The sequence below is a fragment of the Myroides marinus genome (genome assembly GCF_900109075.1).
GTDB lineage: Bacteria > Bacteroidota > Bacteroidia > Flavobacteriales > Flavobacteriaceae > Flavobacterium > Flavobacterium marinum_A.
On sequence record NZ_FNYS01000005.1, the window covers coordinates 90,581 to 105,275 of the forward strand.

The window sequence follows — 14,695 nt, forward strand, 5'->3', positions numbered from 1 at the left end:
AGTATAGTAAAAAACTATCAGTACATAGTTTACCTCAATACCTTACCTATCCTTTGAATAGCGTTTAAGTGCTCATCTGTTAATTGCTGGGAAAACACAGCTCTAAAACAAGAGTCATAAGCATCTGTAAATGAAAAAGTATCACCAGGAGTAAAATAAACTCCTTCTTTTTCACAAGATTTATAAAATAAGTCCACATTTGCATTTATAGGTAATTGACACCATAGACTATATCCGCCTTTGGGATAAGTAAGCTTAAACTCTTCAGAAAAACTCACTCTAAACTGTTCTATCAATCGAATACACTGAAACTCTAATTTAGAACGAAACACACGCAGGTGTTTGTCATAACTTGAGGAGTTAAGTAACTTAATCATTACCTCTTGATTTATAGGAGATACAGATCTCCCTATAGAGAATTTTACTCGTTCTGCTTTTGAGAAGTATTTACTAGCAGCTAACCATCCTAATCGCAGTCCTGGAGCTAAAGTCTTAGAAAATGAAGAATAGGTCAACACTAATCCTTTTGTATCAAAGCTGCGGATATTACTCGGTCTATTACCTTCGAAATACAAATCTCCATAGATATCATTTTCTATAATTGGAACATTGTACTCTACAGCAATATCATATATTCGTTGCTTCTGTTCATCTGTCAATAATAGACCTGTAGGATTGTGAAAATTAGGAGTAACTACAATAGCCTTGATAGGGTAGTCAGCACATACCTTAGCAAGGTATTCGATATCTAAACCATTAGGATATCGCACAGGTACTTCTACAGTACGCAACCCTAAACTAGCGAAAACCTCTAGTATAGAGAATACACAAGGACTCTCTACTGCTACAATATCTCCAGGTGATGTAACAGACGCTAATGCGATATACAATGCCTGCAATGCTCCATCAGTGATAACTAACTCATCAGCTTGAATAGTTGTCCCATATAAGGCTGCGCGACTAGCTATTAGATCTCTCAATTCATTAGAGCCATTATTAGGGTAATAACGCAGTAAGGAGGCTCCTTTCTCTCGGATAACTTCCTGCATCGTCTTCAATACTAGTTTCTGTGGTATAAATACATCTGCTGGAGTTGCTACGTTTAGAGAGGCTTGCTCTGAATGTTCTAACTTATTTGAAGTCAACAATACTTTCTCTCTAAAAACCGAGTCTCTAGGAATAGCATTTAACGCTGTAGAAGATATCTCACTATCTATATACGCTGCCACAATATAACCAGCACGAGGTAGACTCTGTACTAATCCCCTAAAAACAAGGTAATCATATCCACTCTGTACAGAGCTAGTACTTAGCGTATATTCTGCTTTTATAGCGCGAACAGAAGGTAATTTATCTCCAGGTTTTAAAAGACCTTTTCTTATTCCTTCTTCTATTTTATCTGTAAATACACTATATTTATACTGCTTCATAATCTACTATCTGTACCGATACAAAGATACAACTATTCAAATTTATGCTAACTTAAACAGTACAGAATCCTTTAAAAACTTTACCTTAGTGCACTATAAGCCTATTTTACATTCTATATGCAAGACTCAATAACAACAACAAATCAACACTACATCAATAGCTTTATAGCTGTATTAGAAAAAAGAAAGAAAATAGCCTTATGGGTTCTAATCACGATAACAGTACTAACCCCTCTTATGTTTTTCCTAATTACCTACAAGGAAACGATGTCTTATGGAGTAGAGAAATTAGGTATAGACAGATATCAAGAACGCATAACTTCTGCTACTTATCACAGTTTATTCTTACTAGTAATAATAGGTTCGTTAATGGGGTTAATGTACTATGTCATCCATTTATTTTTTGACAGATATATTCCAATATTAAAAACACTGAACAATCGTTATATCGAAAAACTAAAATCATATAATGATATATACAGTCCGTTTTACCAATACACTTTACCCATTATATTTAATAACAATAATGTGTATATAATGACTGGAACGATGACAGTTCTTATACCTGAACATACATTACTCAGCTTTGAACTATCAAGAAAAAGAGGAAGAAGATCTTCATTCTATCAACTAAAAGTACAAACCAAAGCAGATAAACAATATAAGTTCCATCTATCAGATAATGCAACAGCTGCTTCTATGATAAAAGAAGATCTACAAGCACTACTATAATTCTATTATAATAAAACAAATTTGATAATTATCTCAATAACGAAACTACTTAATGTCCTTCATATCTGTTGGGACAGTAATTACTTCTAGCACATTAGCAATATCATCTATCTTAATACCTGTTAATCCATAGCCATAATAAGCACCTGTGTCAATGTTATAAGAATTACTCTGTTCTGTATATTGAGGAAGGGATTGATGTAAAGGAGTATGTCCGTGAATCTGAAGTTTGTCTTAGTTTACCAACTCATTTCTATTCCATAATACACCATCCCAATTATCCTCCTGATAAGGATATTGGGTATCAGATACACCTGCGTGAGTCACTATAAAAATGCTGTTTCAAAGACAAGTGGTAATTGTTCTAGTTTAGGTAAGAGTTCTGTAAGGTCAACACTGTGATGTTCAAAATCATCTAAGGTGGCTAACCCACACTGTGAGGTCCATATCTCATGATGTCCATCTCGAATATACTAGATTAATTCAGCTTCGTGATTGCCTTTAAGTATAGTAACAAATACTGATGGATCATTTAAAAGAGACAAGCACTTATCAACTACTAACCAACTGTAGTTACCTCTATCTATTAAATCTCCTACTAAGATTAGGTGCTCTTCCTGAGGATTCCATTGCTCTAAGAGAGCACATAAAGTGTGATAACATCCATGGATATCACCTATGATAAAATAGTTCATACAGTTGAGTTAAATACTGTACAAACTTATGAAATAAAAAAGCTCCTACTCAGTAAGTAGGAGCTTTTATTATTATTGTTTTGAAGCCTCTAAAGATGCTTTTCTAAACTCTTTTAAAAGTTTCTCAATAGATAAAGATGCTTTACGAGCTCTTGTACCTGCAGCTTTATTTCCGTTTTCTGATTGTAAAGCTGAATCTTGTTTGAACGCCTCAAACTCTGCGTTAATTTTTTCGATTAATTCTTTCATGGTAATTTTTACATTTTAATGTCTATACAAAAATAGAATATAATCTCACATAACCACAGTATTTACTGACTTTTTTGTGATTTTGGTTCTCTATTTTTGCACTTGATTTTTTTACAACTTCGTCTATTCTGACCACAAAAAACACTAACTAACTAAAAATCAACACAATTAACATAAAACTCTTCTAATACCTTGTAACTACTGGGCTTACCAAAAAATGATAAATAATACAATAGTATAAATGCCCAAAAAGGTAATACAAAGAACATTTATAAGCTAAACTTCTAATATTACAACTATAAAAGCCTACAAAACTATAAGCTTAAGTGCAATATTGGGTATGGCTTACCCTGCCCATCCGTTTCAGAACGTCCTATCTGTGCAAAACCTTGATGCAAATAAAAGCCAACTGCTTGATCATTCTGTTCATTTACATCTACTTTATTGACATGTAATCTATCTTTCGCATAGTTGAGCAATAGTTTACCTATTCCTTTCCCTCTAAAATCATTGTGAATAAACAACATCTCCAAATTCTCATCTGCTACACCTATAAATCCTGTCATTTGTTCTTCACTATTTATATATACATAAAGCTCTACAAATTCAAAATAATTAGGTATTGTCTTTTTAAAATACTCAAAATCCTCTCTTGCTAAAAAATCGTGTGTATTAATCACCGCACTTTCCCATATATCTACTAATTGAGGATATTCACTACTCTTTACTTTTCTAATCATAATCTATATATTTAATAAGGCAAATTTCTACTCTTCATCACTAATAACACTGAACCCAAGTTAAAAAATGCGTTTGCGGATTCTACTTAATGCCTGTGGAGTGATTCCTAAATAAGATGCTATATCTTTTAGGGGTATGTAATTTATAGTTGCACCATACTCTTCTAGTAACTTTACATAATACTCTTCAGGAGAATACTTAATTAAATCAATATTACGCTGTAATAAGCGATTTAAGAGCATTGCTGTCAACTGACCAAATATTACCTCAAGTTTAGGCATATCGTTATACAGAAGCTCTACTTGTTCCTTACTAATGCGATATACAATCGAATCTGTAACAGCCTGAACAGAAAAGTTAGTCTTTTCTTGAAGAGAAAAAGATATATTAGACATCGAGAAAGTCCCCTCTTTACAAAACCAAAAGGTCTGCTCCACTCCTTTGTGATCAAGCGTCCAGCATCTAAATGTTCCCTGGAAGACAAAGTAGCTATAAGGTTCTACCTCCCCTTCCTTTATTAGATATGTATTCTTCTTTACATGAATTTCTTCAAAATAGGAGTCAAATAACATCAACTCAGAAGTAGTAAACAAAGAAATATCAACGCCAAACTCTTTTAGTAACTTCTCTAGTAACATAAACTCTCTCTTTAATGCTATAAAAATATAAAACCACTTTTACAACTCAAGCTATTTTATAAAGAAAGAGAAGTATTATCCTCTCTAAATAACTATATCTTCAAAATCCCCTCAAAAAAGACAATTTTTTACTCCCTCAAAATAAACAAGTTACAATAAACAATTAGAAAAGTTGTCCTATATTTTCAAAAAACACTTGCAAACCCCAGTATTTGCAGTATATTTGCACTCGCAATACGGAAGTAAAGCAGACCAAAGGAGGAATGGCAGAGTGGTCGATTGCGGCAGTCTTGAAAACTGTTGACTGTAACAGGTCCGGGGGTTCGAATCCCTCTTCCTCCGCGAAATTATAAATGATAACCTTTTAAAGGTCATCAAAACAACTTAAAACCTATGATTCTCAAAAGAGTTATAGGTTTTTTCTTTTTTAGGGATATCCCATTTTTTTCAAAAGTGCACCCAAAAATACACTTGATTCGGTGCACAGAAAAATATTTTAATGATGCGCACCTTCAAACTTAACGAACCCTTACGCCAAATGGCGCCAGAGAGTTCTAAACTGTGATTTTGGAACGTTTTAATTCGACATTTATTAATATTTAAAAACAGTTGAATTATGTTAGAAAAACAGTTATCAATTAATTTCTTTCTTAAACCCAATAGAGAGAAAAGTGATTTAAGAGGTGTTTACCTTAGAATCACAGTAGATGGTATTCGTAAAGAGACTTCTTTAAGTCATAAATGGGATATCAATAGATGGAACCAAAAAGCAGGTCGTGCCAACGGCACTAAAGAAGATGCTAAAACGCTAAACTACCTCTTAGATACAATCGTATCAAAGATTACTAAGTACAAATTAGAACTCTTAAGCAATGAAGAACCTATTACTGCTTCTGTACTTATGGATTATATCCAAGGTAAAGGAGCTAGTAAAGTCAAAGTTTTAGAAGAGTTTCAAAAGCACAATGATGAAATGCTTAAACTTGTACCTAAAGAGTACTCCATTGGAACGCATGAAAGATACGTAACAGCAAGATCACACGTAGCTGAGTATATCCGTTATGTATATGGTAAAGACGATATAGAGTTTAGAGAACTCAACTATGAGTTTGTAATTGGCTATGAGCACTATTTAAAAACCGTTAGAGCGTGTTCTAATAACACAGCTATTAAGTATATCTCAAACTTTAAGAAGATTGTTTTAAGGGCAGTTGCTAAAGGAATAATCTCTTCTAATCCATTTGTACAGTATAAACCTAAAAAGACTAAGCTCAATAAGAAACCATTAAGCAAACAAGAGCTATCTATTTTAGAAAACAAAGAGTTTATTAACGAGCGATTAGCAACTGTAAGAGATGTATTTGTTTTTCAGTGTTATACTGGTCTTGCTTATATCGATGTGTTTAAGCTAAAGAAAAGCGATATTACAAAAGATGAAGAAGGCAATCTATGGATAAGAACCAACAGACAAAAGACAGATGCTAATATTACCATCCCTTTACTTCCTAAAGCTATACAGATAATGGAAAAGTATAAAGATCATCCTGATTGCACTTATAAAGATATAGTACTTCCCGTTCGCTCAAATCAAAAGATGAATGAGTATTTAAAAGAGATTGCCTCACTGTGCGAGATAAGCGAACTAAATACGCATAAAGCAAGAAGAACTTTTGGAAGTACTGTAACTCTTGGCAATGGCGTACCTATTCACGTAGTAAAAGAAATGTTAGGTCATCACTCTGTTAAACAAACAGAGGAATACGCTCTAACAGAAGAAGAGTCTATTAAAACTGAAATGCAGATATTAAAAGATAAGCTTGAGGGAAAAGCAAATAAACAAACTGATACTTACACCGATTTATTAGAGAGTTTAAAAAAGCTAAATCCTGATAAATTAACTCAACTAACTAATTTTATTAATCAGTTAAATGGATAATAAAAACTCCCTTAAATTCTCTACACTTTCTAACAGTTTACTGTTGTATTTGCAAGCAAGGAATTTAAGGGAGTCAATTTTCAACCTATTTAATAAGTAGACATTTTCTACTTACTAAATAGGTTTTCGATCTCTTTTCTGTTGTAGTAATACGAGCCTAGTATTTTGCGATACTGCAATTTACCACTGATACGCAATGTTTGTAATGAAGCTGGCGAGATATTAAGTAGTTGCCTTGCTACTTTTGCCTTTACCCATTCAAGAGAGTTTTCTTTGCTCTGTTTAGCTAATAGTTCTTTTAGCTCTCCAATGATTGTTTGTGCAAACAGTCTTAAATCTTCTTTTGTGATTTGATTTTCCATGATAATTATCTTTAAGGTTAAACAACTAAACTATAACCAAAATAGATTTTACTTGATTTTTGGCAGTTTTGAGGCCTATTTGGCTTTATTATGCCTATTAAATTCAGTTATTAATTATAGAACATAAAATACATCAAAGAAGAAATACTTGGAATCAAAAGAAAACATCTTTACTTACTTGAGCAGAAAGAAGCCATAGATAATGCTTTATTACTTCTTGTATTCTCGTAATTAATACTCTTATTTCTTTTACCCATTTTGCGACCTTCGGGAGAAAAACGAGCGGTCTTTGATACTGGAAAATTTTCAATTTGTAAGGACAAAGACACATCTCGATGATTCTCACGTCAATTTATCGCGGCTAATACTCAGTAAATAATCATTGACATCCTTGTAATCTTTATATCTAACTCTTGCATCTTTTGTAATTAATGGAAATGCTGCAATTAACTTCTCAGAGGTTTAATTGCTGTAACCTCATAATATTTCTCTCCTATATTAGCCTGTGTAATATAAAGTTACTAGTAAAGAGAAAAACAATTGTTTGCTAAAATCTTTAGAACTTTTTTGAATCACAAACCAGGGGTATTTTCCTCTCTAAAAGGAGAGTGATACCAGGCTTGTTTATCATTGATTTTAGTTGGTTTTATATCTAGGCTATCTAAAATAGAAATAATCAATATATTTTTTTCTTCTTGAATATTCATAAGTCGGGTTATATGATTGTATATTGTTGATTTACAACTGTTAAGATGATATCTATATGTCATTTAGTTATCATCTGAGCATCTGATCATAATTGTACTAATAGTGAATTACTTTCTTTAGATGAGCACAGATGAACCGTAGATGACAAGCAGTTGATTATTCACTAACAATTAAGTTATTGATATATAGATTGTTATTTATTTATTTCATCTATCATCTGATCTACAAGAGTATTTTTTTTAAAATCGGTAATATTTACCATTATAAATAGCAACCATCCAAAAGGTTATAGAGGTAGTGATGGTATATTGAAATAGAAGAAATTACTGATATATGTGTCTTTTTCTTTATTTAAAAAGTAGAAAGTATTAACTTTAACAAGAATCTCAAAATGATTCCAAATCATAGTTTTAAACTTTCTCTATTAGGTGCTTACTACAATTAAAAAAAGTGAACATCCCTATTTATAAGGCATACGGAATAAAAGAGACTAACCCTCTTCCTCCGCGAAGAAAACCGATAATGAGAGTTATCGGTTTTTTTATGCTCAAAAGTTATTGATAGTTTCACTCTCAGAATAATGTTGAGCATAAAAAAACGAAATATCACATGCAATGAGGTATTGGTTTTCTTTGTGTCAATTAACCTTTAATGAGTTCTCTAATCTCTAGTCGCTTACTTCGTCCTAATTTATGAGCATAAAAAAGAGGTTAAACACAGTTTAGCTATTTTTCTTCGTGCTTATTAACCTCTAATGGGATCTCTACTCCCTTCCAAAAGGAACCTCCTCTTAATAAAGAATACCACATATAATTAAATATTGGTTTCATTTTTATCAATCACTCTTCTAATAGATATATTCACAACAACTATTTACTACACCCTATATATCCATACCTATTTTTCACTTGATATTTATAACTTCTAAATAATTAAGTAACTCTTCAATAATTAAATTATTCAAACATTTTTTCCCACTCCTAATTGACGTTTATAAAAAACCCTACTTTAAGCGAATTATTTTTCGCCAATCTAAACATTAAAAAACAACTATTTTATAATAATTATAACACATAAAATATACAATAACAATACTTTATTAACACCCATCAGCAATTAAAACAACTTCTTAAATAATACTAATATTAATTTTAAGTTAATTTTATTTTAAAAATATATTATTTTTTGTTTACTTTAGTTTAACTAAACAAATAAAAATTTATGATTTCAACAAGATTAGGTAGCTTAACAGCTATCATTTTTTCGATGGTTAGCATGAGTCTCCATGCACAAAGTGAGCAAAATGAGCAAAAAAAAGACAATCGATTCAAAGTAGGAATTGATTTAGGGTATACTAATACCTCATTAAACGCTAATATTTCCAACTTAGTAGACTCTAAGTATAACTCTCGTGGGGGGTTTGGAGTTAATGTTTCTGCAGAAATGAATGTATGGAAAACCTTATTTGTATCTACGGGAGTTTCTTATTTACAAAGAAACTATGAGTTTGAGAGAACAGGCTCTCGTGAAGGGTGGTACTCTAAATACAATAATGATTTTATATCAGTTCCATTATTAGTAGGTGGATACTTAATTAATAACCCGTATACAACAGATGGTGTTTGGGTTAAAGTTGCTGGAGGTATTTATACTGAGTATTGGGCAAAAATGAAAACAGAAGGGCAATATCCTGTTTTCTCAGAACTACAACCTGATGGATCATTTAACTACACTACAGTTTCTGAAAAATATGATTTTGGTAAAAATGAAAATCAATTACGCAGACTATCTATGGGACTACAAGGACAAGTTCAAGTAGGTTATTCTATTGATAAAATTGATGTCTTTGCAGGTTACAATTATTTGTATGGTTTATCAGACACATACAAATATGATAGCCCAGGGGATAAAAAGATCACTAGAGATTCACATATGATTTCAATAGGAGCTGCTTATAAATTTTAATAAAATCACACACAATGAAAAGAATAAAACATAAAATAACTATACTTAGTTTATCTATATTATCATTATCATCTGCAACAGTGTTTACATCTTGTTCTACTGACGATGTTACAGTTACAGACCCTAGAAGATTTACAGCAAATGACGTACAATCGTATGCAGACCTATTTGAAGTTTTTTGGAAAACAATGGATCAACAATACAACTACTTTGCTGAACAAAGACAACAAGGTGGATTAGATTGGGATGAAGTGTACAAAACGTATCATCCTAAATTTGCTGCTCTAAAAACTTATGGAAGACCAGGAGAAGACGATGGACAAATAAACGCAGACTTCCTAGCTGCTTCTGGTTACTTTAAAGAGATTATAAATCCTATTATTGACCGTCACTTTAATGTTAAAATACAGTTCCCAGCAACTAACAAAAACATTATTAGAACCCTTACTTTCTTTGGTGGAATGTTAAATGAGGATAATCCTAATACATATCCATTCGAAGATAAATTTGGTTATATGCAACAAAGAGTTGATAAAAATGCATTTAAATCAAAAACAGCTAGTTTAGGTATAATAGCAGGTAATTTAACTTCTAATCCTGATATCTATTATTTAACTTTTAGTCAGTTTGCTGTAACTAATAGCTTTAAAATAACTTTAGCTAATCAATACTTAAACCCTAGTAAAGGAAATGCTTTACTATTGACAAAAGAGATTCTTTCTGAAAGCGAAGAGTTAAATGCTATTAAAGATGTTAATATGCGTAACGCTATTAAAGATGTTACTTTTAATATACTGGATACATATAACTCTTATTCTGAATCTGAGGTTTTTAAAACATTTATGCAAGAAGTTGCTAAATTTAACCAAACTGAAATAGTTACTAAAGAGTTAACTACAGCTGCTCAAAAAGCTCTAATAGCATATAATGCATTACCTAAGTACAATACGATAGCACCTTACGGTCCTTTATACAATGCTGCTACAGCAGACTACGTAGGTTCGTTTATTGGTCTTATGGGGAATCATATTAATTTTGGGTATAATTTCCCAGAATTAACTGGTGCTATAACACAAATCATAGCAAGAGCTCCATTCTACGAAAAATTCTTAAATCCTTTACATAATGGCGATATTAAGAAGATTATTATAGATTTACGATCTAATGGTGGTGGAGCAGTTGTTGATGCACGTTTTATTTCAGATCGTTTTATTACTAAAAATACTGTATTTGCTTACCAAAGAACAAGAGAAGGTAACGGTAGATTTAACTATACTCCATGGGTGGAGGCTAAAACAAAACCACACAACTTTGGTATTCCAGCCAATATTCCTATTGCTATTCTAACAGATAAAGGTAGTGCTAGTATGTCTGAGATAACTACATTAATGTTAAAATCTCAAGGAAACCAAGTTGTAAGTATTGGTGATTATAGTGCAGGTGCTACAGCAGGATTAGGTACAGTTGATGATTTTAACGGTGGTACTAGAGATGCTATCGCTGGAGGTAAATTGACATTCTATATGCCGTTATTAGCAATGAAAGATGCTAATGGAGTTGTAGTTGAAGGAGTAGGTATAAAACCAAATATTTATGTAACTCCTCCTACTGATGAAGAATTATATCAAATGGCTTCACCTAACTTTGTAGATAGAGTTTTAAATGAAGCAATTAATTACTTATCTTCTAAATAAGTAGAAAAGTAAATCACTACATAACAAAAAACCGATAACGAGAGTTGTCGGTTTTTTTATGCTAAAAAGTTCCCAATAACGTGATTTACACCCCCTACAACATTAAAACACCTACTCTATATGTTGTTTGATTTCATTCATTACTACACTTAAGAAAGATAAAAAACAGTCTTTTTTACCACTCTCAAAATGTACTATCGTTTTTCATGAAAGTTATTTTTTAGTAATTAAAAACACACTCTAAACCCAATGATACCAATGATACCAATGCTTCACCGAGTTTTGTTCGAGTGTCCTTCGAGAAGTGTTCGGGAACGCTTCGGAAAAAGGGCGTCTTTCCCGAAGCGTTCTCGAACAATGGTCGAACAACACTGCATGAATACTCGGTTTGAGGTAAATCAAACTAGGTTCTTGATTAAAAAAATAATGCGAAATGCGAATTCAAACACCTTGCAGAATGGTGTTTTTTAAACTCATAAGAAGATTTTATTTCACTTTGATTTGTGTCATTTATAATACTTAAATCATCAGTTAGTGCACTGATATAAAACAAAATACTCTACAAAGATACAAAAAATAAAAATATGCTTTTAATGCTATCTTATTCCTGTATCAAAAAACAATAAAGGCTTTCCTATAATATAGATGAATAATTCTAGTTTTTAATCTTAATTAAAGATTTGTATGAAGAAATAAACTCTTCAACCCTAATAACCTTGCGAAGTACGTTCATGGCATTAGTCAATTAAAGAGTGTCAAACACTTGAAGATTTTTTAAACAATCTAGTATTTACTTCACGTGTGTTTGTTTTAAATAGAGTTTTGGTTACTCGATTTAAGAGGCTTTACTCTCCTTCTCAAAATACTCTATTAGCTGAAGCATTGTATTTTCGGTTTGCATAATATCCAATAAGATCATTTTAAAAGTCTGTTTTGTATTCTCATCTTTGGAGTTTATATTAGAATATAAGTAAGTCATTAAGAACTCACTCTTATTATTGATCATCTCCTTTAATTCCGCAATATTAGACAGTGTATTCACGCGATTATAATCCATAAGATCTATTTTAGTACTTGATACTGCCTTCCATCCATTAATCTTCACTTGAGGAATATAAATACCATTTGAATCCATTACTATTTTCTGAATAGAAGCTTCAGTATTTTTAGCATTCTCTTCTAAAGAAGCAATTAATGCTTTCTGCTTAGGCATCATCGCTTTTATATCCTCCTTAGACTCACTTAATTCAGTGCTAATAGTTGTATATACTTGTTTAATATACGCTCTATCCTTGCGTTGAGAATTCCAATTATCAATAAACAGAGCAATTAAAATCCCTACCACAACAGGAATTATCTCTTTAACGAATTGTATACTATATCTCTTTATTCTTTGTTTCATAGATCTAAGTAAGGAATAAGGTTGTCAAATTATAAAGCTCAAACACTATTTACTGACTTTTATACCTATAAAAAGCCTTTAAACTGAATTAGCCTAAAATATTTCGCTAATTTAATTAAATATTGATATGCGAAACATGAGATACTTAAAATTCTTGAACTAAAAAACCTCCTTAGTTCAAAATGCACTAAGGAGGTTTTTATACTCATTTACTTCTTCTCTTTTAACAATAAAGACAAAAACTCTTTTCCTATATAAGGGTTAATGATATGTTGAAAGTCTTTTTGTAGTGTGAATACAGTGACTGTAGCATCCGCTTCTGGAGAATAGATAACATCAGTTCCCCACCATCCACCGTGATAATAAGCATTAAATCCTAAATCAAAATGAAATACTCCAAGACAATACTTAGACTGATCAGCAGGTAGTACATAAGTAATCATCTCCTGAAGAAGCTTCTTATCTTTGATAATCTTTCCTTCAAACAAATATTGAAAAAACAACGCTGATTCTTTTGTAGTAGAAGCAATTCCCCCACCACCGTATAAATCCCAAGAAGGGTCTAAATCATAAGAATCCCAATTGTACTTATTAGCATATTGATGAGCTAATGTCATAGACTGTTTAGGATATTCTTCTAAGTTAATAAACCAAGTCTCTGTCAATCCTAACTCTTTATATTTTAAAAGATCACGCATCGCTAAGTAGAACACTTTATTCGTCTTTTGTTCTATAATCTCTGCTAATAACAGATAATTAATATCTCCATAACTAAACTTCTCTCCTACTTTCTGAGGTTCTCCCATATGCATAGAGCGCTTTATTTGTTCCTCTTTTGTCCAAATGTGTTTTGGTTGTTCATTGACCAATTCAAAATAAGCATCATTTACATAATCTTGAATACCTGAAGTATGAGATAATAAATGTCTTACCGTAATCTTATTTAAATCATAGTTCGCCTTTTCAAACATTTGACGAGTCTGCTTAGACAATAACTTCTCTATAGGTTGATCTAAAGATATTTTTCCTTCCTCTACTAACCTCAGGGTAGCTGCAGCTACATAGGGCTTTGTATTACTTGCTATCAAAACAGGTTGTTCGCGCTTTAAAGCTATACCTGTTTTAATATCTGAAACGCCAGTGGCATAACTCCACGAGACACCTTGTTTAGGAGACTCTACGTGTACCATAATACCTACCGCATCTTTATGTTTAGCATATAGAGAATCTATCTTATACTGAAATACAGATTGCAACTGAGCAGTACTTAATAAGGGCAATAATAAACAGGTTAATAGTAATGTTTTTTTCATTTTTAGATTAGGTTAATTAAGGTTATATATATCAAGAGTTACCAGGATATACACAAACTCTCAAATATAAATATTCTATAAAAAAATAGTATAAATAAATTTATTTCACAGGTGTTATTTTTTATATCTATTTGGTTTTACGGTTTTCCGTACACTGATTATGAGAAAATCACCTATGTTTGAGTTATTACAACTACAATCAAATTACTTAATAATAACTTAAAAACTATAACTATGAAGTATAAAGTAGTACCATTCGTTGCCTCTATTGATTCTAAAAATGGAACATCTGATCATGTTGCGCAACAGCTTGAAATTTTAATTAATAAATATGCCTCAGAAGGTTGGTCATATATCAGATTAGAAAGCGTTACAACCTATGTGGGAGCAGATGATGGTTGTTTTGGATTTGGAGCTAAACCTGGTTATACAACAACAAGACAAATGGCTGTTTTTTCAAAGTAATGAAATATATATTGCTATTTATAATCAAATCATATTGGCTATTAATTCCTCCTAAAAATAGGAGGAAATGTATTTTTAAAAAAAGTTGTTCTCAAGCAGTTTATGAAGATACAACAACCAATGGATTTATAGCAGGTTTTAAGACTTTACTATTCCGTTTTAAATCCTGTAATAATCAATATGATATAATAACAGATTATACAACAAATAAAAAGAAACTGCTATTAAAAAATGGAGTTATTCTACCTGAGAATGAAATAGCGAAGAGATTACTTTAAAACTTAGATTAAAAGAAAACAAAAACTCCTTAGCAATCTATCATTAACTAAGGAGTTTTCTATCAGTACTCAACCTAAAAAATGGCA

General features: G+C 31.6%; 15 protein-coding genes and 1 tRNA gene. 7 read left to right on the plus strand and 9 right to left on the minus strand.

The annotated features are described in order from the left end of the window. Nucleotides 1–29: 29 nt before the first annotated feature. Nucleotides 30–1,430: an aminotransferase-like domain-containing protein gene (locus BMX53_RS07350; RefSeq protein ID WP_074745430.1), complete on the minus strand. Its 1,401-nt coding sequence runs from the start codon at nucleotides 1,428–1,430 to the stop codon at nucleotides 30–32. A 117-nt stretch (nucleotides 1,431–1,547) separates the two neighbouring features. On the opposite strand from BMX53_RS07350, the gene BMX53_RS07355 reads away from it, so the two are divergent. Then, nucleotides 1,548–2,162, plus strand: coding sequence for a PH domain-containing protein (locus BMX53_RS07355; protein WP_063176921.1), 615 nt, complete (start codon nucleotides 1,548–1,550; stop codon nucleotides 2,160–2,162). A 473-nt stretch (nucleotides 2,163–2,635) separates the two neighbouring features. Here BMX53_RS07355 and BMX53_RS19240 read toward each other — a convergent pair whose 3' ends face one another. The 4 genes from BMX53_RS19240 to BMX53_RS07375 all read right to left on the minus strand — a co-directional run bounded on the left by BMX53_RS19240 (nucleotide 2,636) and on the right by BMX53_RS07375 (nucleotide 4,485). After that, nucleotides 2,636–2,857, minus strand: coding sequence for a metallophosphoesterase (locus BMX53_RS19240; RefSeq protein WP_242651416.1), 222 nt, complete (start codon nucleotides 2,855–2,857; stop codon nucleotides 2,636–2,638). A gap of 72 nt (nucleotides 2,858–2,929) precedes the next feature. After that, on the minus strand, nucleotides 2,930–3,106 hold the full coding sequence (locus tag BMX53_RS07365; RefSeq protein WP_038987698.1) for a histone H1: 177 nt from the start codon (nucleotides 3,104–3,106) through the stop codon (nucleotides 2,930–2,932). Nucleotides 3,107–3,420: 314 nt separating this feature from the next. Further along, entirely contained in the window at nucleotides 3,421–3,846 is a 426-nt protein-coding gene (locus BMX53_RS07370) for an acetyltransferase (protein ID WP_063176922.1), read from the minus strand. Nucleotides 3,847–3,906: 60 nt separating this feature from the next. Next, nucleotides 3,907–4,485 carry a Crp/Fnr family transcriptional regulator gene (locus tag BMX53_RS07375; RefSeq protein WP_074745432.1) on the minus strand — a complete coding sequence of 193 codons (579 nt, stop codon included), beginning with the start codon at nucleotides 4,483–4,485 and terminating at the stop codon, nucleotides 3,907–3,909. Between the two features lie 257 nt (nucleotides 4,486–4,742). Between BMX53_RS07375 and BMX53_RS07380 the strand changes: the two genes are divergently transcribed. Next, nucleotides 4,743–4,827, plus strand: a tRNA-Ser gene (locus BMX53_RS07380). Between the two features lie 274 nt (nucleotides 4,828–5,101). Further along, nucleotides 5,102–6,421 (plus strand): site-specific integrase, encoded by a 1,320-nt coding sequence (locus BMX53_RS07385; protein WP_074745434.1) that lies wholly within the window; start codon nucleotides 5,102–5,104, stop codon nucleotides 6,419–6,421. A 107-nt stretch (nucleotides 6,422–6,528) separates the two neighbouring features. On the opposite strand, the gene BMX53_RS07390 is transcribed toward BMX53_RS07385, so the two are convergent. After that, nucleotides 6,529–6,783, minus strand: a complete 255-nt coding sequence (locus tag BMX53_RS07390) for a MerR family transcriptional regulator (protein ID WP_074745436.1) — start codon at nucleotides 6,781–6,783, stop codon at nucleotides 6,529–6,531. A gap of 572 nt (nucleotides 6,784–7,355) precedes the next feature. Further along, nucleotides 7,356–7,490, minus strand: coding sequence for a hypothetical protein (locus BMX53_RS19375; RefSeq protein WP_262492905.1), 135 nt, complete (start codon nucleotides 7,488–7,490; stop codon nucleotides 7,356–7,358). 1,222 nt (nucleotides 7,491–8,712) lie between these two features. On the opposite strand from BMX53_RS19375, the gene BMX53_RS07395 reads away from it, so the two are divergent. Both BMX53_RS07395 and BMX53_RS07400 read left to right on the plus strand, forming a co-directional pair. Further along, on the plus strand, nucleotides 8,713–9,456 hold the full coding sequence (locus BMX53_RS07395) for an outer membrane beta-barrel protein (protein WP_063176924.1): 744 nt from the start codon (nucleotides 8,713–8,715) through the stop codon (nucleotides 9,454–9,456). A 14-nt stretch (nucleotides 9,457–9,470) separates the two neighbouring features. Beyond that, on the plus strand, nucleotides 9,471–11,150 hold the full coding sequence (locus BMX53_RS07400; protein ID WP_074745438.1) for a S41 family peptidase: 1,680 nt from the start codon (nucleotides 9,471–9,473) through the stop codon (nucleotides 11,148–11,150). An 835-nt stretch (nucleotides 11,151–11,985) separates the two neighbouring features. Here BMX53_RS07400 and BMX53_RS07405 read toward each other — a convergent pair. Continuing rightward, on the minus strand, nucleotides 11,986–12,552 hold the full coding sequence (locus BMX53_RS07405) for a hypothetical protein (protein WP_074745440.1): 567 nt from the start codon (nucleotides 12,550–12,552) through the stop codon (nucleotides 11,986–11,988). Between the two features lie 209 nt (nucleotides 12,553–12,761). Then, a complete protein-coding gene (locus BMX53_RS07410; RefSeq protein ID WP_074745442.1) occupies nucleotides 12,762–13,865 on the minus strand; it encodes a serine hydrolase domain-containing protein in 1,104 nt (367 codons plus the stop codon). A 234-nt stretch (nucleotides 13,866–14,099) separates the two neighbouring features. Between BMX53_RS07410 and BMX53_RS07415 the strand changes: the two genes are divergently transcribed. Both BMX53_RS07415 and yidD read left to right on the plus strand, forming a co-directional pair. Further along, complete coding sequence (locus BMX53_RS07415) at nucleotides 14,100–14,330, plus strand: hypothetical protein (protein ID WP_074745444.1); 231 nt, start codon at nucleotides 14,100–14,102, stop codon at nucleotides 14,328–14,330. Then, the gene (gene yidD / locus BMX53_RS19420) at nucleotides 14,330–14,608 is read left to right on the plus strand and encodes a membrane protein insertion efficiency factor YidD (RefSeq protein WP_074745446.1); all 279 of its coding nucleotides are present in this window, start codon (nucleotides 14,330–14,332) and stop codon (nucleotides 14,606–14,608) included. Before BMX53_RS07415 ends, yidD begins: the two co-directional genes overlap by 1 nt. The last annotated feature ends 87 nt before the right edge of the window (nucleotides 14,609–14,695 follow it).

Bases quoted from the DNA above. Each gene is read 5' to 3' on its own strand.
- BMX53_RS07350 (WP_074745430.1), bottom strand. From the start codon at position 1,430: ATGAAGCAGTATAAATATAGTGTATTTACAGATAAAATAGAAGAAGGA.
- BMX53_RS07355 (WP_063176921.1), top strand. From the start codon at position 1,548: ATGCAAGACTCAATAACAACAACAAATCAACACTACATCAATAGCTTT.
- BMX53_RS19240 (WP_242651416.1), bottom strand. From the start codon at position 2,857: ATGAACTATTTTATCATAGGTGATATCCATGGATGTTATCACACTTTA.
- BMX53_RS07365 (WP_038987698.1), bottom strand. From the start codon at position 3,106: ATGAAAGAATTAATCGAAAAAATTAACGCAGAGTTTGAGGCGTTCAAA.
- BMX53_RS07370 (WP_063176922.1), bottom strand. From the start codon at position 3,846: ATGATTAGAAAAGTAAAGAGTAGTGAATATCCTCAATTAGTAGATATA.
- BMX53_RS07375 (WP_074745432.1), bottom strand. From the start codon at position 4,485: ATGTTACTAGAGAAGTTACTAAAAGAGTTTGGCGTTGATATTTCTTTG.
- BMX53_RS07385 (WP_074745434.1), top strand. From the start codon at position 5,102: ATGTTAGAAAAACAGTTATCAATTAATTTCTTTCTTAAACCCAATAGA.
- BMX53_RS07390 (WP_074745436.1), bottom strand. From the start codon at position 6,783: ATGGAAAATCAAATCACAAAAGAAGATTTAAGACTGTTTGCACAAACA.
- BMX53_RS19375 (WP_262492905.1), bottom strand. From the start codon at position 7,490: ATGAATATTCAAGAAGAAAAAAATATATTGATTATTTCTATTTTAGAT.
- BMX53_RS07395 (WP_063176924.1), top strand. From the start codon at position 8,713: ATGATTTCAACAAGATTAGGTAGCTTAACAGCTATCATTTTTTCGATG.
- BMX53_RS07400 (WP_074745438.1), top strand. From the start codon at position 9,471: ATGAAAAGAATAAAACATAAAATAACTATACTTAGTTTATCTATATTA.
- BMX53_RS07405 (WP_074745440.1), bottom strand. From the start codon at position 12,552: ATGAAACAAAGAATAAAGAGATATAGTATACAATTCGTTAAAGAGATA.
- BMX53_RS07410 (WP_074745442.1), bottom strand. From the start codon at position 13,865: ATGAAAAAAACATTACTATTAACCTGTTTATTATTGCCCTTATTAAGT.
- BMX53_RS07415 (WP_074745444.1), top strand. From the start codon at position 14,100: ATGAAGTATAAAGTAGTACCATTCGTTGCCTCTATTGATTCTAAAAAT.
- yidD (WP_074745446.1), top strand. From the start codon at position 14,330: ATGAAATATATATTGCTATTTATAATCAAATCATATTGGCTATTAATT.